Genomic DNA, 23939 nt, shown 5'->3' with positions numbered 1-23939 from the left:
GCCCCTCTCTCCGTCAATCCCGGTAATAGAAACGAAATACAAGCTTTTCCCCTTCCACCAGGACGAAAACCGAGAAGGAAACCAGAACGACCCGCAGCCATGCCATGGCATCCATCGCGACCGTGTCGAACAGCAGCTGCATCGGCGGCGCGTAGGTGAACAGAAGCTGGAAGGCGATAACAAGGGCGATGGCGAGCAAAACGTAGCGATTGCCCAGCAGACCCTCGCGTGAAAGTACGGAGCGGTGCAGGTAGCGGGAGTTAAGCAGATAAAAAGCCTCGAACATGACCAGGGTGTTGACCGCGACAGTGCGGGCGGTCTGGATGTCGGCGCCGCTTTCCCGCTCCAAGAGAAAAAGGCCGAAGGTGCCGGCCACCAGGATGAAAGATACGTAGACCAGGCGCCAGATCAGAAAGGGGCCGAGGATCGGTTCCCGCGGATCTCGGGGCGGCCGGCTCATGACATCGCTCTCCGGGGGCTCGAAAGCCAGAGCGAGGGCAAGGGTGACGGCGGTGATCATGTTGATCCACAGAATCTGCACCGGAGTAATCGGCAGGCTCCGGCCCAAGGCGATGGCGACCAGGATGATCAGCGCCTCGGCGCCGTTTGTGGGGAGAATGAACAAAATCGCCTTGCGGATGTTGTCGTAGACGGTCCGACCCTCTTCCACCGCGCTGGCGATGGAGGCGAAGTTGTCGTCCGTCAGGACCATCTCGGCCGCTTCCTTGGCCACTTCCGTCCCCTTGATCCCCATGGCTACGCCGATATTTGAACGCTTGAGGGCGGGGGCGTCGTTGACCCCGTCGCCGGTCATCGCCGTCACTTCCCCGTTGGCCTGCAGAGCCTCAACCAGCCGCAGCTTGTGCTCGGGGGCGGCGCGGGCGAAAACCTCGACCGTCCGGACCTGCTGCTGCAACTCCGCATCATCCATCTTTTCGAGATCCTCGCCGGAGAGGGCGGCCTGCCCGCTGCCGATACCCATCTGCCGGGCGATGGCGCTGGCAGTGATCAGGTGGTCTCCGGTGATCATCTTGACCCGGATCCCTGCCGACCTGCATTGGCGGACGGCGACAATGGCTTCCTCCCGGGGGGGATCGATGATGCCGACGAGGCCGAGCAGGACCATCCCGTTCTCGACGTTCTCATAAAGCAGCTTGTCCTGCTCCGCCCGCGCGGGTGCGGAAGCGATGCCCAGCACCCTCATCCCCTGCACGGCCAGTCTCTCCATCTCCCCCAGCCAGAAGGAATAATCAAGGGGAAAGTCCCCCTTGCCGCTGCGCTGCCGGTCGCACATCAGCAGCAGGCGTTCGGGCGCGCCCTTGAGAATGATAAATCCGTGCCCCTCATGGTCATGATGCAGGGTCGCCATGAAACGGTGCTGCGATTCAAAGGGGATGATGTCGTCGCGCGGCCATCTTTCTCCGGCCAGGTCGGGATCGATCCCCATCTTTCGCCCGAGAACCAGCAAAGCCCCCTCAGTGGGATCTCCTTGAATCCGCCATTCCCCTTCCTCACCGGCCAGAATCGAATCGTTGCACAGCAGACCCGCCCGGCCGATTTCTTCCAGAACGGGATAGTCGGGGGGACAGACCTCCTGTCCCGCAATCGATAAAACACCGTGCGGATCATACCCCACGCCGCTGACCTCGAAGCGATGATCGGTGGTGACCACCGCCTGCACCGTCATTTCGCTACGGGTCAGGGTCCCGGTCTTGTCGGAGCAGATGACGGTCACCGCTCCCAGCGTCTCCACCGCCGGCAGCCGGCGGATAATCGCTCGGCGCTGGGCCATCCGCTGGACTCCGATGGCCAGGGTGATGGTGATGATGGCGGGCAGGCCTTCGGGAATGGCGGCCACCATCAGGCCGACCGCCGCCAGGAACATCTCGCCGGGGGAGTAGCCCCGCAGCAGGACGCCGAAACCCAAGGTGCCGCCGGCCAGGACGATGATGATGACCGTCAGACGGCGCGCGAACTCCCCGATCTGCCGCAGCAGGGGGGTGGTGAGGGTCTGTACCTGCGCGAGCATCTCGTTGATGCGCCCCAGTTCGGTTTCCCCCCCCGTCGCCACCACCACCCCGGTTCCCTGTCCGGACGTCACCATGGTGCCGGAGAAAGCCATGTCCGTCCGGTCGCCGACTGTCGCCGAGGCCGCCACCGGTTCCGCCGACTTGCTCACCGGGAGCGATTCGCCCGTCAGCATCGCCTCGTCCACCTGCAGCTCATGGATCTGCAGCAGGCGCAGATCGGCCGGCACCTTGTCCCCCGACTGGAGAAAGACGATGTCGCCGGGGACCAGATCTTCCGCCCCCACCTGCCGGCGATGGCCGCCGCGCAGTACGGTGGCGTGCAGCGAAAGCATGCGGCGGATCGACTCCAGGGCCTTCTCCGCTTTCCCCTCCTGGATGAAGCTGATCAGAGCGTTGAGCACCACCACCCCCAGGATGACCGCGAAATCGACCCAGTGCCCGAGAAAGGCGGTCACGACGGCGGCGACCAGAAGGACGTAGATGAGGACGTTGTGGAACTGGAGGAGAAAACGCAGCAGGGGGCCATTCCGCGTGGGAGGCGGCAGACGGTTGGGGCCGAATTCGGCGAGTCGACGGCCGGCCTCTTCGGGGGTCAGTCCTGCCTCCCGGGCGTCGAGCCGCGCCAGGGTTTCTTCCCCGGACAGGGCGTGCCAGGCGGTTTCGGAATGGTCAGAGTCTGGACCGGGCATAGAGATCCTATTTTTCGCCGGGTTGCCGATCTGTCAGATTCCCAGGACCGCCCGGGCGATCAGGAAATAAACCAGCAGACCGCTGGCATCGACGATGGTGGTCACGAATGGGGCGCTGACCACGGCCGGGTCCACCCCGATCTGCCGGGCGAGCAGGGGCATCAGGGAGCCGACCAGGGAGGCCAGGGTGCAGACCGTGATCAGAGTGAGGGAGATGACCAGTGCCAGAGAGCGGCCGGTGAATAGCCACACCGGTATAAAGCTCAGTCCGCCCAGCATGGTCCCCAGCAGCAGTCCCACCCGGCCCTCCCGCAGGACCACCCGCATGATGTCTCCGGGGCGGATGTCATCCATGGCCATGCTGCGCACGATGGTCGTCGCCGACTGGGCGCCGGCGTTTCCACCCGTGCCGATCAGCAGGGGGATGAACAGGGTCAGGGTGACCACCGATTCCAGGGTGTGCTCGAAAGCGCTGAGGACGTTGACGGTGAGGATGGCGGCCACCGCCAGGAGGAGGAGCCAGGTGGCCCGGCTGCGCGCCAGCCGGAAGATGGAGGCGGAAAAATAGGGGCGTCCCAGGGGCTCGGAGGCGCCGGTGCGGGCCAGGTCCTCTTCTTCCTCGGCTCCAAGCACGTCCATGGCGTCGTCTACGGTGACCACCCCCACCAACCGGTTTTCCATGTCGACCACCGGCAGCGCCAGCAGGTCCGCCGCCTGGATCAGCCGCGCCACTTTTTCCTGGTCCTCGTCCACCCGCACGGCGCGGACCTCGGGGTTCATGATCTCCCTTACCCGGGTCTCCGGTTCGGCCAGAAGCAGGTCCCGCAGTTCCACGGCCCCCACCAGCCGAAGTTCCTCGTCGGTGACCGGCAGGGCATAGATCGTCTCTGCATCCCTTCCCCGCCGGCGTACCCTTTCCAGGGCCTCGGTCACAGTCATCTCCGGAACCAGCCGGACGAACTTGGGGCTCATGATCCGTCCGGCCGACTCCTCCGGAAAACCCAGCAGCATCGAGGTCAGGCGCCGCTCGCGGGGGCTCAGGCCAGCAAGCAGACGGCGCACCACGGCGGCGGGCATTTCGTCGAAGAGCCGCGCCCGGTCGTCCGGATCCAGCTCCTGGACCAGCCGCAGTACCTGCTCGTCCCGCAGCCCGCTCACCAACTCCTCCTGGTGGGCGGTGTCCAGCAACTGGAAGACGGCCAAGGCTTTTTGCTTTGTCAGCAGGCGGAAGACCTTGGCCCGTTCCGCCGGCTCAAGGCGGCCCAGGTCGTCGGCGATGCTGAGGGCGTCACGATCGCCCAGTTCTTCTCGCAGAGCCCGCAAGTCCTCTGCAGGCAACGGTGATAACGTCATGCGATTCCTGCTTTCCGAAAGAAGAAAGACTCTTTAATGTATGCCAGATCAAAACCGATATGTCACGCCCAGACCCATGAAATTGGAGCCCCCGCGGACTCCGTCGAAGAGTCCGAAGACCCCCGAGCGATGATGGATGCGCGCCGACAGGCGCCAGCGGGGAACCCGCGGCAGGCCGAGAGTTTTCGCCACCGGCCGTCGCCCAAGCTACTCTTTCTTCCGCTCCGCCATTACCTCGCCGGACGCATATTTTCCGCGCATCTCGTCGGCGATCGTTCCCTCCCACAGGGGCGTCCCGTCGAGATAGGCCACCCGGCCGATGCGGTGGGAGGCGATGGGAGTGGTCAGGACAATGAAGCCGATGGTGGCCAGGGCGCGGCCGCTCACATCCATCTCACCGAAATGAACTGCCAGGCCGAGCAGCAGCAGACCGATGCCGAGAGTGGAGGCCTTGGCGTTGCAGGACATGCGCAGGAAGATGTCAGGCATGCGCACCAGGCCGATCGCCGCAACCAGAATGAAGGCGGCGCCGAAAACCAGCAGGGCGGCAACGACGATCTCGCTCATACCCCCCCCCGGCGCTCGATGTAATCGGCAAAGGCGATGACACTGACAAAGGCGATCACCGCCCAGATACTGGCCGCGTCGAGCAGCACAGCCTGTTCGGTGACGATGGCGGTAACCACGATGATCCCCACCGAGGCGGCGGCGATCAGGTCGAAGGCGACGATCCGGTCCGCCGTGGTCGGGCCGCGCAGCAGGCGGATGAAAGCCAGGACCAGCGCTCCGGTCAGCATAGGGAAAACCAGGTAGTGAACCGTCGCCTGCAGGATCATCGCAACACCTCCCGGACCCGCCGTTCGAGGCGGTCCTTGATGTATTTTTTGAACGCTGCCACGTCGTGGACGTACACGGCGTGGATGTAGAGCACTTTCCGGTCGCTCGAAACGTCCAGGCTCAGAGTCCCGGGCGTCAGGGTAATCAGGTTGGCGAGGGTGGTGATTTCGAGATCGGTCTTGACGTCCAGGGGGATCGCCAGGATGGCGGGACGCATCCGGTGCCTTGGGGTCAAAATATCCCAGGTGATCCGCAGGCTCGCCCAGATCAGTTCCCGGAGAAAGAAAAGGCTGAAAGCGAACCAGCGGCGCCCCTTGCGGACATAATGGATCAGGGGAACCCCCTCCCCTACCGGATGGGCCACCCATAGTGCCAGGGAGCTGAGCAGCAGGCCGAGGATGAAGTTTCCACCGGAAAAATCGCCGGTCAACGTCATCCAGACGAGCGGCAGAAAAATGATTCCCCAGAACCGGTTCATTTCTTTCCTCCGAGAACGGCGTGGATGTAAATATCCGGGTCGAGCAGCTGCTGGGCGGCCTGCAGGGAGATCTCGAAGACCGGTTGAGCCAGCAGACCGATGATGACCGTGAGCAGGGTCAGGGCGGTCATCGGCAGGTAGAGCGAAAGCCGTGCCGCGAGAGGGAGCCGGACTTCTTCCGTCGTCGCATTGCCTCCGGCCGCCTCCGGCGGGCCGCCCCAGAAGGCCTTCCCCCAGATCTTGGTCATGGAGAAAAGCGTGAGCAGGCCGACTCCCAGGGCTGTGGCGGCGATGAGATAGCTGCCGGTCTCCAGGCCGGCCCGGACCAGGAGCAGCTTGGCCCAGAATCCCGACAGAGGGGGGAGGCCGGCTAGGGAGAGGGCCGGGACCAGAAAGAGAAATGCCAGGGTGGGGGCTCGCTGGTAGAGGCCGCCGAGACGGCTCAGTTCGAGGGTCCCGCGCAGTTTCAGGACCACCCCGCTGACAAGGAAGAGGTTGGTTTTGACGATGATGTGATGAATGATGTAGAAGATCGAGCCGGCCAGAGCGAGGGGGGCGAAGAGCGCCAGACCCATGACCATGTAGCCGACCTGGCTGATGATGTGAAAGGAAAGGATGCGACGGAATTCGTTCTGGGCGATGGCCCCGAGCACTCCGGTCACCATGGTCAGGCCGGAAATGACCAGGATCAGGCCATGGGTGTAGCCGACATCCTGGATAAACAGCAGGGTGAAAACCCGTATCAGGGAATAGACCCCCACCTTGGTCAGCAGGCCGGCGAAAATGGCGGAAACCGCCACGGGCGGGGTGTGATAGGACGCCGGCAACCAGAAGAAGAAGGGAAAAAGGGCCGCCTTGATGCCGAAGGCCGCCAGAAAGAGCATGGCCAGGGTCGAGACGAGCCCCGGCCGGCCGACCTCGCCAAGCTGCCGGGCAACGTCGGCCATGTTCAACGTACCAACCATGCCGTAGAGGAGACCGAGCGCCGAGAGGAAGAAGGTCGAGGCCAGCAGGTTGAGCGTGACGTATTTGACCGCCCCTTCCAGTTGACCGCGTTCTCCCCCCAGCGAAAGCAGGACAAAAGAGGCCATCAGCATCACTTCGAACCAGACGTAGAGGTTGAACAGGTCGCCGGTCAGAAAGCAGCCGCACACGCCCACCAGCAGGATATGGAGGAAGGGGTAGTAACCGAAGGCTTCGCGGCGGATGTCGATGGTGGCCAGCGAATAAACAACTACCGCCAGACCTATTACGGCGGCCAGCACGGTCATGATGGCGCTGAAGAGGTCGGCAACCAGGGTGATGCCGAAGGGGGCGGGCCAGTTGCCCAGTTGGAGGACGAGCATCCCCTCTCGGCGCACGGCCGCCAGCAGGGCCAAGGCGCTGCCCAGCAGGGCGGCTGCGCCGACGGTGGCGATGGCCCGCTGGACGGCGCCGAAGCGCCAGAGCAGCAGGCAGACAGCGGCCGTCGTCACCGGCAGGACGATGGGAAGAACCAGAAGCAGCTGCATCAATCGGTTGACCTCATATCGTCCAGGTTGTCCACGCCCAGGGTCTCGGCGGCGCGTCGAAGGAGCACGAGGGTGAAGGCCAGGACACCGAACGCGATGACGATAGCCGTCAGAATGAGAGCCTGGGGCAGGGGATCGGCGAAAGAGCCAGCCGGACGGACCGCCCCGGCCTCGACAAGTGGCGCGCGTCCCGGGGTCAGCCCGGCGGCGACGAAGATCAGCAGGTTCACGGCATTGGTCAGCAGCCCGAGGCCGATGGCCAGCTTGACCGGACTCGGTCGAAGCAGCATGAAGATGCCGGCGGCGTAGAGGCCGCCGATAACGATCGCCATCAGCAATTCCATTATTCTCGCTCCGCCATGGTTAGAATCATGGCCAGGGTCGCCCCCAGCACCACCAGGTAGATACCCGCATCGAAGAAGAGAGGTGTCCCCAGTTTGAACTCCCCCACTTTTCCCAGATCCAGGGCGCCCCACTGCCCGGTCATTAAGGGGTCGCCGGCCAGCAGCGACAGGGAACCGCTCCCCAGCGCCAGCAGCAGCCCGCCGCCGACCAGGCTGCGCGGATCGACCCGCAGCAGCAAAAGGGCCTCCCGGGCGTCAAAGGCGAAGGCATAGAGGCTGAAGGCGGCGGCGGCGACCAGGCCGCCGACAAAGCCGCCGCCGGGAAGATGGTGCCCGCGCAGAAGCAGAAAGGCCGAAAAGAGGAGCATCATCGGCATCAGAAACCGGGTCGCGGTTCTGAGGATGAGCGATTTCATCACTTGCCCCCTTTCCTGGCGCCGAGTTTCAACAGGGCAAAGACCCCGGCGCCCGCCAGCGCCAGCACGGTGATCTCTCCGAGGGTGTCCATGGCGCGAAAATCTACCAGAATGACGTTGACGATGTTGCGCCCGTGAGCGGCCGGCAGACTCTGCTCGGCGAAATACTCTGCAAGGCGAGAGCCCCTGTGCTCGGTCAGAGCCACCAGCGCCAGCACGGTCATCAGACCACCGGCAGCCAGGGCCACCACGGCATCGAGGCGGAGGCTCCAGCCGTGGGAAATCCGGCTGAACAGGGGCAGCCGGTGGATCACCAGGACGAACAGCAGCACCGTCATCGTCTCGATGGTGAGCTGGGTAATGGCCAGGTCCGGGGCGCCGAACTGGACGAAGATCAGCGCCACCCCATAGCCGACCGCCCCCATGGCGACGATGGATGCGAGGCGGGAGCCGACCCGAACCGTCACCCAGGCGGCGGCCAGAATCAGCGCCATGATTGCCAGGTAGCGGGGACGTAACGGGATGAGCCCAAATTCGAGGTGGATGCCGGCGCGGGTAAACAAGGTGAAACCGACCAGTGCCACCGTGGAGGCCACAGTCACCAGCAGGTAGATGCGCAGCCGGCCGTTCTGCAGGATTCGGGTCTGCCCGCGGGCCAGGATGTCCAGCCCCGCCAGCGCCCCTTCATACCCCCGGGCCGGCCCCCAGGCCGCCACACTGGCCCAGCGCCGGACAAACTGGCGACAGGGATCGTGACGCCAGGCCAGGACGCCTCCGCCGGCCAGGGTGACGGCGCTGAGCAGGAGGACCCAGCTGAAGCCGTGCCACAGATGAAGTTCGAAGCGCACCGGCGCCCCGAGGACCGCCCCCGCCGCCGGTACGAGGAGCGGCAGATCGGCCAGTCCCGGAAAAATCGCAAAAAGGAGGCCCAGGGCGGCCAGCAGGGCGGGGCCGAGCCAGAGGCTGAGCGGAACGCCATGCGGCTCTTCCAGGGTGTCGGCAGGACGGCCGAAGAAGGGTCGACAGGCGACCACGGTCGCTGCCGCCACAATCAGCAGACTGGTCAGGATCGCCATCGCGCTGCTCGCCAGGATCGCCCGGGGCGCCGTCAGCACCACTTCATAGAAATGCTCCTTGGCGATGAAGCCGAGCAAGGGAGGGGCGCCGGCCATCGATATGGCCGCCATCACGGCGACCGTGCCAAGCAGCGGCATTCGGGGAAACAGCCCCCCGAGAACTGTTACGTCCCGGCTGCCGGTGGCATGGTCCAGGGCTCCGGCGACCATAAATAGCGAACCCTTGTAGAGGGCATGCGCCAGCAGGTAGACCAGGGCGGCCTCGGTGGCGAAGGGGAGATCGAGGCCGATCAGAAAGACCAGGGTCCCCAGGGAGCTGACGGTGGAGTAGGCGAGAATGCGTTTGAGGTCGCTCTGCAGAAAGGCCAGCCAGGCGCCCAGCAACATGGTCGTGCCGCCCGCCAGTTCCAGCAGGCCGTGCCAGGCGGCCGTCCCCCCGAGCACCGGACTGAGGCGGAAGAGGAGATAGACCCCCGCCTTGACCATGGTCACCGAATGAAGGTACGCGCTCACCGGCGTCGGCGCCGCCATGGCCGAGGGGAGCCAGAAGTGGAAGGGGAACTGGGCGCTCTTGGTAAAGGCGCCCGCCAGGATCAGCAACAGGATCGGAAGGTAGAGCGTGTGGCTGCGCACGCCGTTGCCGGCCGTCAGCAGGGTGGACAATTCGAAGCTGCCGGCGACGAGGCCGAGCAGGAGAAAGCCGGCCAGCATGGCCAGCCCGCCCAGTCCGGTCACCAGCAAGGCCTGCAGGGCCGCCGAGCGGCCGGACTCCTGCCGGTCGTCGAATCCGATGAGGAAAAAGGAGGTGATGCCGGTCAGCTCCCAGAAGAGGAAAAGGGTGATGAGGTTGCCGGACAGCACCAGGCCGAGCATGGCCCCCATGAATGCGAACAGGTAACCGAAGAAACGTCCCAGACGGGCGTCCTTCTCCATGTACGCTCCGGAATAGATCATGATGACCGTTCCGACGCCGGTGATCAGGAGGGCGAACAAGAGACTCAGTCCGTCCAGATAGAAGGAAAGATTGACTTCCAGAGCCGGAATCCAGGGATAACTTTCCATTATGCTCTGCCCGCCGGAGACATGACCGAGCTTCCCGAGGAAATAGCCCGTCAGCCCCAGGGGGATGATGGCGCAAATCCATCCTGCGAGATGGGGGCGGAGGCGCCCCAGCAGGGGCGCCACCAGTATTGCGATGAGAATGGAGGAGAGGGCTGGGAGCATGTCGCGGTTTCCGGGGAGCCGGTAAAAACAGCTGAAAATGGACTTTTTGTGAGCGCCTAATATCAAAGGTTATCGGGTATGGATGAAAAATCCATATTCCAACGCCTCTTTTGTGCAGCTCTTTCTTGATTTCTCGGCACTCGAATGGCAAACTTCCTAACATGCCATTAAGATTAGATGAATTCACCTACAAGCTTGCCATTCTGCTGCGCCCTTTCGAAGATTTCTTCAAGCGCCAGGCTTCGGGAGGCATCGTCCTGCTGGGGGCTACCGTCCTCGCGATGGTGCTCGCCAATTCCCCGGCCCGGGATTTCTATCATCATTTCTGGGAAATCAAGCTGGGTATCGGATTCAACGAATTCGGCCTGACCCAATCGCTGCACCACTGGATCAACGACGGGCTCATGGCTGTGTTCTTCTTTGTCGTGGGACTGGAGATCAAGCGCGAGTTCCTCGCCGGAGAGCTGGCCAGCCTGCGAAGCGCGACCCTTCCCATCGCCGCCGCTCTCGGAGGGATGGTCGTGCCCGCCGTGATTTATCTCATGATCAACTCCCAAGGCCAGGAGACGAGCGGGTGGGGGATCCCCATGGCCACCGACATCGCCTTCGCCCTTGGGGTCATCGCCCTTCTTGGGAAGCTGATTCCGCGCTCTCTGGCTATTTACCTTACGGCCCTCGCCATCGTGGATGACCTGGGCGCCGTTCTGGTCATCGCCCTTTTCTACACGGGGGATGTCTCCGAAATTGCCCTGGTCCTGGCGGCGATTTTCATGATCGTGCTGATGATCGGAAACAGCCTCGGGATCCAGAGCCCGAACTTCTATGCCCTGGTGGGGTTCTGCCTCTGGGTGGCGATGCTCAAGTCAGGGATTCATGCCTCCGTGGCCGGGGTTCTCATCGGCGCCACCATTCCGGTGATCCCCCGTGTAAATAAGGAGGATTTTCTGCACAAGACACAGGAACTCCTGGACCGCTATCAGGAGATCGAAGGAGAGGAGGGACCATTCCAGAAGGAAGAGCGTATGGGCGCCCTGTTGGCCCTGGAGCATGTCTGCCACGACGCCATCAGCCCCCTGCAGCGCATGGAGCACGAAATGCACAACTGGGTCATCTACGGCGTCATGCCGATTTTCGCCCTGGCCAATGCCGGGGTGACGATCGGTTTAACAGACCTGGCGACCTCCCTGACCCACCCTGTCACTCTGGGAGTCGCCTTGGGGCTGCTGCTTGGCAAACCGGCAGGGATCTTCATCTTCTCCTGGATCGCCGTGCGTCTGGGAATCTGCGACCTGCCGTCCGGAGTCCGCTGGCCGCAGATCCTGGGCGCCGGCATCCTGGCGGGGATCGGATTCACCATGTCCCTGTTCATCACCAATCTCGCCTTCCGTCCGACCGAACTGATCACCGACGCCAAGGTGGGCATCTTCGCCGCCTCCCTGCTCGCCGGGGTGGTCGGCTATCTGCTCCTCTCCCGCACCGGGCAACGCTCCACCTGACGGCTCCAGATCCTCTCCCGTGCCCGTGACGCGCCCTTTCTACGCCCTTTTCTCTTGAATACATCGGTCCTTTTTGTTAATTTACATGACTTGACTTTTTGCCACCCCAGAGGTTTTCCGGGAGGACCGATATGGATTATAAAGAGACCCTCAACCTGCCCGTCACCGACTTTCCCATGCGGGGAAACCTGCCTCAGCGCGAGCCCGAAATCCTGCAGCGGTGGGAGAATGACGGCCTCCACCGGAAGATCGAGGAAGCGGGCCAGGGCCGTCCTTCCTTCATCCTCCATGACGGACCTCCCTACGCCAACGGTCATACGCATATCGGCCACGCCCTCAACAAGATCCTCAAGGACATCGTCATCAAGAGCAGGCGGATGCAGGGCTTCTACGCCCCCTACGTGCCGGGATGGGACTGCCACGGATTGCCCATCGAACTGATGGTGGACAAAAAGCTGGGGAATAAGAAGCGGGAGATGAGCAAGGCCGAGGTGCGCCGCGAGTGCCGCTCCTACGCCAGGGAATGGGTGGATATCCAGAGCACCGAGTTCCAGCGCCTGGGAGTGCTCGGGGAGTGGGACAATCCCTATCTGACCATGACTCACGACTACGAGGCGGCCACCGCCCGGGAGCTGGCCCGGTTCGCCGAGCGCGGCAGCCTGTTCAAGGGGAAGAAGCCGGTTCACTGGTGTTCCTCCTGCGTCACCGCCCTGGCCGAGGCCGAAGTCGAGTACGCTGATCACACCTCTCCCTCGATCTACGTGAAGTTCCCCTACCGGGGTGAACTGCCGGCTGAACTCTCCGCCCTGGCGGGCAGGGACATCTTCTTCGTCATCTGGACCACGACTCCCTGGACCATCCCCGCCAACCTCGGCATCTGCCTTAACCCGGAACTCCCCTACGTGGCGGTCGAAACCGGCGGAGAGGTCCTGGTCGTGGCCGAGGGGCTCCACGAGCAGGTCCTGCGCGAGACCGGCATTGAGGACTTCCGGGTCCTGGCCACCTTTGACGCTCCCATCTTCGAGGGGAAGAACTGCCGTCATCCCCTCTACGAGCGCGACTCCCTGATCATGCTCGGCGACCACGTCACCCTTGAGGCCGGCACCGGCTGCGTTCACACCGCCCCAGGCCACGGACAGGACGACTACCAGGTCGGTCTGAAGTACGGACTGGAGATCTACAACCCGGTGGATGACTACGGCCGCTACCGGGAGGATCTGGAGCTATTCGGGGGGATGAAGATCACCGACGCCAACGCGGCGGTGAACGAGAAACTGGCCGAGGTCGGAGCCCTGCTGAAGGAGGGGAGGGTTTCCCACAGTTATCCGCACTGCTGGCGCTGCAAGAAGCCGATCATCTTCCGCGCCACCGAGCAGTGGTTCATCTCCATGGCCGCAGGCGATCTGCGGCAGAAGTCGCTGGAGGCGATCAACGACGTCCAGTGGATCCCCCGCTGGGGTCGCGAACGCATCTACGGCATGATCGAGAATCGCCCCGACTGGTGCATCAGCCGCCAGCGCAGCTGGGGAGTGCCGATCACCGTCTTCTACTGCGAGAAGTGCGGCGAGGCTCTGGCCGACGGCAAAACCATGCACCATGTCGCCGATCTCTTCGAGGAGGGAGGGAGCGACATCTGGTTCGAGAAAGAGCCCTCCGAACTTCTGCCGGAAGGCACCGCCTGCGCCGCCTGCGGCCATTCCGGATTCACCCGTGAGACCGACATCCTCGACGTCTGGTTCGATTCGGGGGTCTCCCATGCCGCCGTCCTCGAGCAGCGCGCGAACCTGAGCTCTCCCGCCGACCTCTACCTGGAAGGGTCGGACCAGCACCGCGGCTGGTTCCATTCGAGCCTGCTGGCCGCCGTCGGCACCCGGGGGGTCGCCCCCTACCGGGCGGTGCTGACCCACGGCTTCGTCGTCGACGGGGCCGGCAAGAAGATGTCCAAGTCGACGGGGAACGTCATCGCCCCCGAGGAAGTCATCAAGAAATTCGGCGCCGAGATCCTGCGCCTGTGGGTGGCGGCCCAGGATTACCGCGACGACATCCGGATCAGTCCGGAGATCCTCCAGCGCCTCTCCGACGCCTACCGGCGCATCCGCAACACGGCCCGCTACATCCTCGGCAACCTGCACGGCTTCGATCCCGCCGCCGACGGCGTTCCCGACGGTGATCTGCTGGAAATCGACCGCTGGGCCCTCTCCCGCCTGGAGGGGCTGGTCAACCGCGTGGAGCGCTCTTACGAGGAATACGAATTCCACGTCCTCTACCATGCGGTGCACAACTTCTGCAGCGTCGACATGAGCGCCTTTTATCTAGACGTACTCAAGGACCGACTCTACATTTCTCCCGGCAAGAGCCTGGCCCGGCGCAGCGCCCAGACCGCCATGTACCGCATCCTCGATGCCCTGACCCGACTGGTCGCACCGGTCCTCTCCTTCACCGCCGACGAGATCTGGGCGGAACTCCCCGGCGAACGGGAGGAGAGCGTTCATCTGGCCGCCTTCCCGCGGTTCGACTCGAGCCTGCTTGATGCCGGGCTCGAGGCGCGCTACGAGCGCCTGCTGTCGGTGCGCACCGACGTCACCAAGGCCCTCGAACTCGCCAGAAACGAGAAGAAGATCGGACACTCCCTCGACGCGCGTGTCCTGGTCGAAGCGCCGGAAGGGGAGTGGCGGGAGCTGCTTCAGGCCCATGAGAATGAACTGGCCACCCTCTTCATCGTTTCCCAGGCTCAGCTCACGGAAGGCCTTTCCGAGGCCGTCGCCGGTGAAGAGGTCCCGGGGCTCAAGGTGCGGGTGGAAAAGGCCCTCGGCGAGAAGTGCGAGCGCTGCTGGAATTACGCCACCACCATAGGACAGAGCGACGAACATCCGACCGTCTGCCACCGTTGCCGCGAGGCACTGGCTTAAAAGTCTGGAGATCCCGTGCCCTCTCGTTTCCGCCTGCTGTTGATCATCTCCGCCGTGGTCCTGGTCCTCGATCAGGCGACGAAGCTGTACATCGACAGCCGATTCGCCCTGCACCAGTCGCTGACGGTGGTGGAGAATTTCTTCCACATCACCTACGTTCGCAACAAGGGAGCGGCATTCGGCATTTTCGCCGACAGTGCGGTTCGGATACCTTTCTTCATTACTGTTTCGATTGTAGCCGCCATCGGAATTGTCTGGTATCTGCACCGGCTGAATGAGCAACAGAGGCTGCTGCATGTCGCCCTGTCCCTCATTTTCGCAGGGGCGGTGGGCAATCTCATCGATCGGATAAGGCTCGGTGAAGTCATCGACTTTATCGACGTCCATTGGTACCAATACCACTGGCCGGCCTTCAATATCGCCGATTCGGCCATCACCGTGGGGGTCGGCATCCTGCTGCTGGATCTCTGGCGGGAGGAACGGAAGAAAAAAGCCGTCTGACCTCAGAGCGAAACGGGTGGTCATGAATTGTCCCTGGATACCGTATAGAAGGTCAAGCATTCGGAATGACGGCGTTGCCTCTCATCGAAGACAAACTGTATCGCAGGATCAAGAAGCTGACCGGCAAGGCCATCGGCGATTTCAACCTCATCGAGGAAGGAGACCGGATCGCCGTCGGGGTTTCGGGAGGCAAGGACTCCTACTCCCTGCTTCACATCCTGGAGAGCCTTCGCCGACGGGCGCCGGTGAAATACGATCTGGTGGCGGTCAACGTCGATTCGGGCTATCCCGGCTTTCGCAAGGAGATTCTCGAGGACCATCTGAAGGAGCATGGTTTCGCCTACCGGATGGAGTCGACCGACTGTTACCGGATCATCGAGGAAAAACGCCGCCCCGGAACTTCCTATTGCTCCTTCTGCGCCCGTCTGCGTCGCGGTGTGCTCTATACGGTTGCCAGGGAACTCGGATGCAACAAGATCGCCTTGGGACACCATCTCGACGATTTTATCGAGACGCTGCTTCTCAACCAGTTCTACGGGGGAACCCTGGCGGCGATGAGCCCGAAGCTGCTGGCCGATAACGGGGAGCAGACGGTGATCCGGCCCTTCGTCTATGTGGAGGAGCAGGATATCATGGCCTTCACCCGGGCTAACGCCTTTCCGGTGATATGCTGCGCCTGTCCGGTCTGTGGAGTGGTGGATCAAAAACGCAAGCGGATGAAAAGACTGATCCGTGAGCTTGCCGGGGAAAACTCCCATCTCAAGCGAAGCATGATCGGCGCTCTGGGGAACGTCCATCCTCGGCATCTGATGGATAAAAACCTCAAGACGTTCTGAATGGCCAACCGGCGAGGGATATGAGCTAATGGATGTCGTTATGGATTTTCACGGACCCCATGCGGGTCCTGATCTGATTTCCACATGCTGATAGGCACTCTTCCCAAACCGTCGGAAAATCGCCTTTGTCTTTTCGTCCGCAATGAATCGTTTCGCCTGGTTCTGGCAGGGCTCCTCGGAGAGTGGCGTTATTCGGTTCAGAAGAATCCGGCTGCCGCGGATCTTCTTCTCGCCGAAGATGGTTCCCCGGTTCCCGAGGATGGGGCTCCTGTGCTGTGGCTTACCCGCACCCGCTGTGAAGAGCAGGACCGTCTGGGCCTTCCATTTTCCCTGGAGGAGCTGTGGACCGAGCTCGAAAGGCGTTTTTACAAGCCTGCCAGAAGCCGCATCCGGATCAGACTTGCGCTTCCGGCAACACTGGAAGTCAGGAATGAGACGGTTGAAATCAGCATCACCAGTTTGTCTGATCTGGGAGGGCGGTTCGATTTGGATCGGGAACTGGCTCCCGGCGAGGAACTGGTTCTGGGCCTGACCATCGCCCGGCGCCGGTTGAAACTGTCTGCCCGGGTGATCTATGTGGTCCCCTTGGGAGATCTCGATCGGTCAGGGAAAGCTCAGATAGGGGTGATTTTCGATTACCGTGCCAGGAGCCTGCGGAAGGTTCTGCATGACTTCGTCATCCAAACCTACCTCGAAAGGGTGCGGGCAGGAATGGACGCCCCTGTCTTCATGGAAGGTTTGTCCCATTTCGATGTGCCGCCGGCGATCCTGAAAGAGATCGGATTCCCAAAGCCTTGCCTTTAACGATTTTCGGAGATGACGCTCTCGGGCGCCTGATCCGGACCGAGAAATCTCTCGAAAATTTCCCTGATCTTTCCAGTGACCTGCCGATAATCCTCCAGCAGCACCTTGTCCGGGCTCAGCGGCCGATCGGCGTAGCCGAGCCTCCGGGCGAGTTTGACGAGATAGGCGCGCTCCCCCGAAAGCTCGTTGATGGACTGGTCATGGATCAGCCGCAATTTGTTTTCCAGCCGCCGGAGGAATTTGTAGCCTCCGGCCAAGGATTCATGGTCGGTCTCCGTCAGCAGTCCTTCATCCAGCAAAGCCTGCAGGATGCCGAGGGTGTTGGTCTGCCGCAGGCTCGGACGATCTTGGCCATGACGCAGTTGGAGGTACTGCGCCAGGAATTCCACATCGACCATTCCGCCGCGCCCCGTCTTGATGTTCAGGTGGTCCGCACCCTCGCGGGCGATTTCCGTCTCCATCCGGCCGCGCAGGCGGTAAATCTCCTCCTTGAGGTCACCGGCCAGCGGCCGCTCGAAAACCAGCTGTCCTATCAGTTCCTCGATGCGCCCTGCAAAGGCGGGCGAACCAACGACGACGCGGGCTTTGGTGAGGGCCTGCCGTTCCCAGAGCTGGGCCGATGAGCGATGATAACGCTCAAAGGCCGGCAGGCTGGTGACCAGTGGGCCCTGATTGCCCGAGGGCCGAAGGCGGGTGTCGATCTGGTAGACATATCCTTCCCGGGTTATCAGGGTCAGCACCGAAATGACCCTCTGGGCCAGACGGGAGAAGTACTCCGGGTTGGACAACTCCCGGAACCGTTCCTTGTCGGTTCCCGCGACCGGGCGGGTTTCCCCCTCGCCCTCGTAAACGAAGATGATGTCCAGGTCGGAGTGGTAATTCAGTTCCACGCCTCCGAGCTTTCCCATGCCGACGATGGCGAAGGCGGCCTCGTGTTCCGCCCCTTTCTCGTCCCTGCAGAAGGGGAGCCCGAAGCGGGGAAGCAATTCGTCCCTGGCGATTTTCAGCGACTTCTCGAGGCAGGCATCGGCGAGGGTGGAGAGCTGGGTCGCTCCCTGACCCTGGGGCATGTGGCCATGGATATCTCCCATGGCGATGCGCAAAAACTCCTCGTTGCGGAACCTGCGCAGAATATCCAGCTTATCCTCGTAATCCGCAGCCGATTGCATCAGCTGTTCCAGGTCCCGCTGCATGGCGTTGCGCTCCTTGAAGGAGACGGCATAGGAGCGTGATACCAGGGAATCGAGGATTTCGGGGTGCTGGATGAAGATGCGCGACAGGAACTGGCTGGTGCCGAAGAGGGTAACGAGAACTTTGATGATCTCCTTGTTCTCTGCCAGCAGGGCGTAAAAGGTAGCCCGGGCCTTCAGTACTTCGAGGAAGCGCTCCAGGTTGAGCAGGGCCATGTCCGGTTCGGGAGAGTCGATGACCTCCTGCATCAGCAGCGGCGCAATACGCTCGAACAACCGTCGGCCCCGCTCGGTGAGATGGGCACGCGGCTGGCCGTCCCTGAGCATCAGCAGGATCTCATAGGCGGCATCGGGGTTTTTGAACCCTTTTTCCTCCAGCAGGTCCTTGACCAGGTCGGAATCAGCGGACGGATCGAAAAGAAAGGCGACCTCCGGGCGAACCTCCTCCCGGATCTCCTCCTCGCTTGTATAGAAAAGGTCCCGATAGATATTCTCCACTCCGCGGCGGTGCCGTTCCAGGGTCCGGCCAAAGGTCTCCGCGTCGGGGAATCCGCAGCGTCGGGCCAGGGCCAGCATTTCGTCGGGCCGGACAGGCAGGTTGTGGGTCTGCCGCTCCTGTACCACCTGGATGCGGTGCTCCACCGTGCGCAGAAAGATGTAGGCCTCGCGCAGGGTGTCATGCTCCTGCTGCCGGATCAATCCCTCCCGGCACAGCCGTTCCAGGGCCGCCAGGGAATTCTTCTCCCGGAGGGCGGGATTCTTTCCGGCATAGATCAACTGAAGCGCCTGGATGAAAAATTCGATCTCCCTGATGCCGCCGCGGCCCAGCTTGAGGTTGAGTTCCCCTTCGCGCTCCCGCGTCAGGCTGCGGTCGATCTTCTGCTTCATCACCTTGATGTCCTCGACCATCCCGTAATCGAGGAAGCGGCGGTAGACGAAAGGCTCCAGATTCTTGAGCAGTCGCTCGCCGAGAGGAATATCGCCGGCCACGGGCCGGGCCTTGATCATTGCAGCCCTCTCCCAGCTCTGCCCCCAGCTCTCGTAGTAGATTTCCGCGCTGCGCAGGGAATTGGCCATCTCGCCGCTGTTCCCCTCGGGGCGCAGCCGCAGGTCGACCCGAAAGACGAATCCGTCCTCCGTCGCCTGTCCGACGGCTCTGGTGATCATCTCTCCCAGCTTGCAGAAATACTGATGCAGATGGAGGCGATTCCTGGTTTCACCCAGGGGGCCGGGGATGCCTGCCGTCATCCCCTTTTCAGAGGAATAGAAATAGATGAGATCGATGTCGGAGGAAAAGTTCAGTTCGCGGCCGCCGAACTTGCCCATGCCGAAGATGGTGAATTCGGCCTCGGCGGCAAGCTGATCCGCTGCCGAAGCGAGAAGGGGGGCGCCGTACTCGGAGCGCAGCAGAGTGTCGCAGATCTCGTAAGACCGCTGCAGCGAGGCGGCGGCCAGCGCAGACAACTCGCCGGTGACCTCGGCCAGGTCGGCCACTCCGCACAGGTCGCGGCTCGCGATGCGGAGAATCTCCCGGAACTTGTAGAGACGCAGTTCCCTCTGCAGGACGACAAAGTCGGCATCGGCGGGGATGCGCTCGCGCAGTTCGGCCCTCATCTCCGCTTCATCCTTGCGGCGCTCGATCTCCCCTCCGGGGAAAAGATCCTGGAAGTAGGAGGGTTTCCGGCAGAGAATGCCGGTCAGAAAGGGGGAGGCGCCGAGAATGGTGAGCAATTGGCGGTGTGACGGCCCGTTCCCGAGTACGGAAACCAGTTCTTCTGCCCGAACGACGGCGCTCAGGCGCTCCAGGCTGTTGAGAGCCTGATCGGGGGAAGCGGCGTCGCCGGCGCTCCGGACGATCCCGGCCAGGAGGTTTTCGTCATTCAGGACGCCCTTGAGCAGGCGCAGGTTGGTGGCGCTTTTCTTCGGTTCGGAAAATCCGAGTTCTCGGGCCAGGGCGGTCAGATCCACATCGTTTCCGGCCGCCAGAGCCTGGGCAAGTTTTCGGGTCAGAAGAGCGATATCCATGTCAACCTGAGACCTTGTAGGTCGGGATAAGGCGATTTTTGCCGTTCCCGGCGATTGGGTCCGGGCGGCCACGACCCTGCCGGAAACGCTTCTAAGCGAACGGGTGGTCGAAAACATTCAGCCGATTTATTTGTTTCCCAGCAGTTCTTTCAGACCTTGAAGGTAGTCCCCCTGGACAACTCCCCTTTCGGTGATGATGGCGCTCACCAGCCGGGCCGGGGTCACGTCGAAGGCCGGATTGCGCACCGCGATCCCCTCGGGCGCCATTCTCCGGTCACCGCTGTGGGTGACTTCGCGGGCGTCCCGCTCCTCAATGGGAATGTGGGAGCCGTCGGGGATGGAAAAATCGATGGTGGAGATGGGTGCGGCGACATAGAAGGGGAGGCCGTGTTCTTTGGCCAGCACCGCCACCGTGTAGGTGCCGATCTTGTTGGCCACGTCGCCGTTGGCCGCGATGCGGTCGGCGCCGACGATGACACAGTCGATTTCACCCTTGCTCATCAGATAGCCTGCCATGTTGTCGCAGATCAGGGTGACGGGAATATTGTCCCGGGCCAGCTCCCAGGCGGTCAGGCGCGACCCCTGGAGAAAGGGGCGGGTCTCGTCGGCCAGAACGGCCACCTTTTTTCCCGCCTCCACCGCGGCCCGGATCACCCCCAGGGCCGTGCCGTAGCCCCCGGTGGCCAGCGCACCTGCGTTGCAGTGGGTCAGGACGCGGGCCTCCTGCGGGATGAGAGGTTCGCCGAACCGACCCATGGTCCGGTTGATCCGGTCGTCCTCCTGAGCGATGGCGGCGGCCTCGTCGAGAAGACGCAGCTTCAACTCGTCCAGAGGGAGGTTGCGATTGGCCCGGGCGTACGCCTTCATCCGGTCGAGAGCCCAGAAGAGATTGACGGCGGTCGGACGGGTGGCGGCCAGATGTGCGCAGACCTCTTCGAAGGTTGGCCAAAAAGTCTCGAAATCGTCCGCCGCCACATCCCGGGCGCCGAAGGCCGCTCCGAAGGCCGCCGCCACCCCGATGGCCGGAGCGCCGCGCACGACCATGGAGCGAATGGCTTCCGCCACGCCCCGGTATTCGGTGTATTCCAGCCACAGCTCCTCGGTGGGAAGCCGACGCTGGTCAATCATCTTCAGGATGCCGTTTTCGAACAGGATGGGTCTTATGGACATGATTCCTCCGGAATCGGAACGAGGAGCGAGGTATGAGGGACGCGGATTACAGATTTTCGCGTCCCGCGTCCCGCGTTTCTCATCCCTTTAGTTTCTTCTTCAGCAGTTCATTCACAGCGGCGGGATTCGCCTTGCCCTTGGAGGCTTTCATCACCTGGCCGACGAAGAAGCCGAAGACCTTGTCCTTGCCTCCGCGGTATTCCTCAACCTGCCCGGGGTTGGCGGCGATGACCTCGTCGATGATCGCTTCGATGGCGCCGGTATCGGTAACCTGCTTCAGGCCCTTCTCCTCGATGACGGTGTCGGCATCCCTGCCGCTCTGCCACATTTCGTCAAAAACCGTCTTGGCGATCTTGCCGGAGATGGTGTTGTCGTCGATGCGCCGCAGCATCCCCGCCAGCAGTGTCGGGGTGACCGGGGCGCCGGTGATGGCGATCCCCTCGTCGTTGAGACGGCGCTGGACCTCGCCCATGACCCAGTTGGCGCAGGTTTTACCGTTGCCGTGCAGACCGACGCAGGCGTCGAAGTAGTCGGCCATGGCGCGGTCGGCGCAGAGGACCTCGGCGTCGTAGAGGGGAATGCCGTACTCGCGGACGAAACGCTCGATCTTCGCTTCGGGGAGTTCCGGGAGGCTCTTGCGGACCTCTTCGATCCACTCTCCGGAGACGACCAGGGGGACGAGATCGGGATCGGGGAAATACCGGTAGTCGTGAGCCTCTTCCTTGCCGCGCATGGAGCGGGTCGTGCCGGCGGCGCTGTCGAAGAGGCGTGTCTCCTGGATCACCCGGCCGCCGTCCTCGAGGATCTCCGCCTGCCGCTCGACTTCGTAATCGATGGCCTGCTTGATGAAGCGGAAGGAGTTGATGTTCTTCAGCTCGGCGCGGGTGCCGAATTCCTTCTGTCCCCAGGGGCGGATCGAGACGTTGGCGTCGCAGCGGAAGGAGCCCTGCTCCAGGTTGCCGTCGCAGACGCCGAGGTAGACCACGATCTGGTGCAGCTTCTTCAGGTAGGCGATGGCTTCGTCCGAAGAGCGCATGTCCGGTTCGGAGACGATCTCCAGCAGGGGGGTGCATGCCCGGTTGAGGTCGACGAAGGAGCTGCCTGCGGTTTCGGCCGTTTCTCCGTGGATCAGCTTGCCGGCGTCCTCTTCCATGTGGATCCGGGTGATGCCGATGGTCTTCGGTCCCCCTTCTTCGGTTTCGATCTTCAGGTGGCCGTGCTCGCAGATGGGGAGCTCGTACTGGGAGATCTGATATCCCTTGGGGAGGTCGGGATAGAAGTAGTTCTTGCGGGCGAAGATCGACCGGGGGGCGATGGCGCAGTGGGTGGCCAGGCCGGTCCGGATGGCGAATTCCGCGACTTTCCCGTTGAGCACCGGCAGGGCGCCCGGCAGCCCCAGGCAGACCGGGCAGGTATGGGAATTGGGCGCGGCCCCGAAGGCGGTCGAACAGCCGCAGAAGATCTTGGTCTTCGTGGTCAGCTGGACGTGCACCTCCAGCCCGATGACGACTTCGTATTTCATAAAATCTTGTCCTTGGTCAGTGGTCATTTGTCATTGGTTCAGGATCTTACAAATGACAAATGACAAATGACTAGATTACGGGTTTCCTTTTATGCCACTCCGTCGCCTGCTCGAAAGCGTGACCGGCGCGCAGGATGGTCTCTTCGCCGAAGGGGCTGCCGACGAGCTGCAGGCCGATGGGCAGCCCCGATCCGGAGAAGCCGCAGGGGAGGGAGAGGGCGCAGGTTCCGGCCATGTTGACGGGGATGGTGAAGGTGTCCGAGAGATACATCTGCAACGGGTCGTCCACCTTTTCCCCTAGGCGGAAGGCCGGAGTCGGGGCCACCGGAGTGAGAATGACGTCGACTTTGGAGAAGGCGTCGAGGAAATCCCGGCGGATCAGGGTCCGCACCTTCTGCGCCTTGAGGTAATAGGCATCGTAGTAGCCCGAGGAGAGGGCGTAGGTGCCGAGCATGATGCGGCGCTTGACCTCGGCTCCGAAACCGGCGGCGCGGCTCTTCATGTACATGTCGATGAGCCCCTTTCCTTCGTCGACCCGCAGCCCGTAGCGCACTCCGTCATAGCGGGCCAGGTTGCTGGAGGCCTCGGCGGTGGCGATGAGGTAGTAGCAGGCTACCGCGTAGTCGGTGTGGGGGAGAGAGACCTCGACGATCTCGGCGCCGAGCCCGCGGTACGTCTCGATAGCCCGTTCCACGGCCGCCTTGACATCGGGATCGAGGCCCTCGATGAAATACTCCCTGGGGAGGCCGATCTTCAGTCCCTTGACGCCTGCACCGAGGGTGGCGAGGTAATCGGGGACCGGTATGTCGACGGAGGTTGAATCGGCCGGATCGTGACCGGCCACGGCTCCGAGCAGGATCGCGCAATCCTCCACGTCCCGGGTCAGCGGACCGACCTGGTCGAGGGAGGAGGCGTAGGCGATCACCCCGTACCGGGAAACACGGCCGTAAGTCGGCTTGAGACCCACCACCCCGCAATGGGAGGCCGGCTGGCGGATGGAGCCGCCGGTGTCGGTCCCCAGGGTGGCGGCCGACTGGCGGGCCGCCACGCAGGCGGCGCTGCCGCCGGAGGAGCCGCCGGGAACCGTCTCCAGATCCCAGGGGTTTTTTACCGGGCCGAAGGCGCTGTTCTCGTTGGAACTTCCCATGGCGAACTCATCCATGTTCAGCTTGCCGAGGATCACCGCCCCCTGTTTCTTTAATTTGGCTACCACGGTGGCGTCGTAAGGGGATATGTAATCGGACAGGATCTTCGAGGCGCAGGTGGTGCGGATCCCCTCGGTATTGAAGATATCCTTCAGCGCAACGGGGATGCCGGTCAGAATGTCGGCCTCGCCCCTTGCCATGCGCTTGTCCGCCTCAACCGCCTGCGCCAGCGCCGACTCTCCGCAGACGGTGATAAAGGCGTTCACCTTCTGGTCGGTGGCCTCTATCCGGTCGAGAAAAGCCCGGGTCAGCCCGATTGAAGTCAACTCCCCGGCGACGAGCCTGCGGCGCATCTCATGTATGGTCAGTTCGGTCAATTCCAC

General features: G+C 62.8%; 19 protein-coding genes. 5 read left to right on the top strand and 14 right to left on the bottom strand.

Annotation, left to right across the window (positions count from 1 at the left end; genetic code table 11):
• Window positions 1–13: 13 nt before the first annotated feature.
• The 10 genes from DTF_RS0110830 to DTF_RS0110785 are packed head-to-tail and all read right to left on the bottom strand — an operon-like array spanning window position 14 to window position 9958.
• On the bottom strand, window positions 14–2719 hold the full coding sequence (locus DTF_RS0110830) for a cation-transporting P-type ATPase (protein ID WP_035056811.1): 2706 nt from the start codon (window positions 2717–2719) through the stop codon (window positions 14–16).
• 33 nt (window positions 2720–2752) lie between these two features.
• Window positions 2753–4072 carry a magnesium transporter gene (gene mgtE, locus DTF_RS0110825; RefSeq protein ID WP_035056807.1) on the bottom strand — a complete coding sequence of 440 codons (1320 nt, stop codon included), beginning with the start codon at window positions 4070–4072 and terminating at the stop codon, window positions 2753–2755.
• Window positions 4073–4120: 48 nt separating this feature from the next.
• Window positions 4121–4264 (bottom strand): hypothetical protein, encoded by a 144-nt coding sequence (locus DTF_RS26535; RefSeq protein ID WP_155890787.1) that lies wholly within the window; start codon window positions 4262–4264, stop codon window positions 4121–4123.
• A 15-nt stretch (window positions 4265–4279) separates the two neighbouring features.
• On the bottom strand, window positions 4280–4639 hold the full coding sequence (gene mnhG / locus DTF_RS23085; RefSeq protein ID WP_051361229.1) for a monovalent cation/H(+) antiporter subunit G: 360 nt from the start codon (window positions 4637–4639) through the stop codon (window positions 4280–4282).
• Entirely contained in the window at window positions 4636–4908 is a 273-nt protein-coding gene (locus DTF_RS0110810; RefSeq protein WP_027715339.1) for a monovalent cation/H+ antiporter complex subunit F, read from the bottom strand. Before DTF_RS0110810 ends, mnhG begins: the two co-directional genes overlap by 4 nt.
• Window positions 4905–5387: a Na+/H+ antiporter subunit E gene (locus tag DTF_RS0110805; protein ID WP_027715338.1), complete on the bottom strand. Its 483-nt coding sequence runs from the start codon at window positions 5385–5387 to the stop codon at window positions 4905–4907. Before DTF_RS0110805 ends, DTF_RS0110810 begins: the two co-directional genes overlap by 4 nt.
• Window positions 5384–6898 (bottom strand): Na+/H+ antiporter subunit D, encoded by a 1515-nt coding sequence (locus DTF_RS0110800; RefSeq protein WP_027715337.1) that lies wholly within the window; start codon window positions 6896–6898, stop codon window positions 5384–5386. Before DTF_RS0110800 ends, DTF_RS0110805 begins: the two co-directional genes overlap by 4 nt.
• A complete protein-coding gene (locus DTF_RS0110795; RefSeq protein WP_027715336.1) occupies window positions 6898–7242 on the bottom strand; it encodes an NADH-quinone oxidoreductase subunit K in 345 nt (114 codons plus the stop codon). The genes DTF_RS0110800 and DTF_RS0110795 overlap by 1 nt, the downstream gene beginning before the upstream one ends.
• Window positions 7242–7658 (bottom strand): Na+/H+ antiporter subunit B, encoded by a 417-nt coding sequence (locus DTF_RS0110790; RefSeq protein WP_027715335.1) that lies wholly within the window; start codon window positions 7656–7658, stop codon window positions 7242–7244. The genes DTF_RS0110795 and DTF_RS0110790 overlap by 1 nt, the downstream gene beginning before the upstream one ends.
• Window positions 7658–9958: a putative monovalent cation/H+ antiporter subunit A gene (locus DTF_RS0110785; protein WP_027715334.1), complete on the bottom strand. Its 2301-nt coding sequence runs from the start codon at window positions 9956–9958 to the stop codon at window positions 7658–7660. The genes DTF_RS0110790 and DTF_RS0110785 overlap by 1 nt, the downstream gene beginning before the upstream one ends.
• A gap of 161 nt (window positions 9959–10119) precedes the next feature.
• On the opposite strand from DTF_RS0110785, the gene nhaA reads away from it, so the two are divergent.
• The 5 genes from nhaA (at window position 10120) to DTF_RS0110760 (ending at window position 16504) form a co-directional block, all read left to right on the top strand.
• A complete protein-coding gene (gene nhaA, locus DTF_RS0110780; protein ID WP_027715333.1) occupies window positions 10120–11454 on the top strand; it encodes a Na+/H+ antiporter NhaA in 1335 nt (444 codons plus the stop codon).
• Between the two features lie 131 nt (window positions 11455–11585).
• Entirely contained in the window at window positions 11586–14363 is a 2778-nt protein-coding gene (ileS, locus tag DTF_RS0110775; RefSeq protein ID WP_027715332.1) for an isoleucine--tRNA ligase, read from the top strand.
• 15 nt (window positions 14364–14378) lie between these two features.
• Entirely contained in the window at window positions 14379–14864 is a 486-nt protein-coding gene (gene lspA, locus DTF_RS0110770; RefSeq protein ID WP_027715331.1) for a signal peptidase II, read from the top strand.
• Between the two features lie 74 nt (window positions 14865–14938).
• Window positions 14939–15700, top strand: coding sequence for a tRNA 2-thiocytidine(32) synthetase TtcA (ttcA, locus tag DTF_RS0110765; protein ID WP_027715330.1), 762 nt, complete (start codon window positions 14939–14941; stop codon window positions 15698–15700).
• Window positions 15701–15784: 84 nt separating this feature from the next.
• Window positions 15785–16504, top strand: coding sequence for a PilZ domain-containing protein (locus tag DTF_RS0110760; protein WP_027715329.1), 720 nt, complete (start codon window positions 15785–15787; stop codon window positions 16502–16504).
• On the opposite strand, the gene glnE is transcribed toward DTF_RS0110760, so the two are convergent.
• The 4 genes from glnE to gatA all read right to left on the bottom strand — a co-directional run bounded on the left by glnE (window position 16501) and on the right by gatA (window position 23939).
• The gene (gene glnE / locus DTF_RS0110755; RefSeq protein WP_027715328.1) at window positions 16501–19719 is read right to left on the bottom strand and encodes a bifunctional [glutamate--ammonia ligase]-adenylyl-L-tyrosine phosphorylase/[glutamate--ammonia-ligase] adenylyltransferase; all 3219 of its coding nucleotides are present in this window, start codon (window positions 19717–19719) and stop codon (window positions 16501–16503) included. The genes DTF_RS0110760 and glnE overlap by 4 nt on opposite strands.
• 126 nt (window positions 19720–19845) lie before the next feature.
• Window positions 19846–20889 (bottom strand): S-methyl-5-thioribose-1-phosphate isomerase, encoded by a 1044-nt coding sequence (mtnA, locus tag DTF_RS0110750; protein ID WP_027715327.1) that lies wholly within the window; start codon window positions 20887–20889, stop codon window positions 19846–19848.
• Window positions 20890–20968: 79 nt separating this feature from the next.
• Window positions 20969–22411: an Asp-tRNA(Asn)/Glu-tRNA(Gln) amidotransferase subunit GatB gene (gene gatB, locus DTF_RS0110745; protein WP_027715326.1), complete on the bottom strand. Its 1443-nt coding sequence runs from the start codon at window positions 22409–22411 to the stop codon at window positions 20969–20971.
• Window positions 22412–22481: 70 nt separating this feature from the next.
• The gene (gatA, locus tag DTF_RS0110740; RefSeq protein WP_027715325.1) at window positions 22482–23939 is read right to left on the bottom strand and encodes an Asp-tRNA(Asn)/Glu-tRNA(Gln) amidotransferase subunit GatA; all 1458 of its coding nucleotides are present in this window, start codon (window positions 23937–23939) and stop codon (window positions 22482–22484) included.

Source organism: Desulfuromonas sp. TF (genome assembly GCF_000472285.1).
Lineage (GTDB): Bacteria > Desulfobacterota > Desulfuromonadia > Desulfuromonadales > ATBO01 > ATBO01.
The sequence above is the reverse complement of the archived record's forward strand: the minus strand, read 5'-3'. Positions and strand labels throughout refer to the sequence as shown.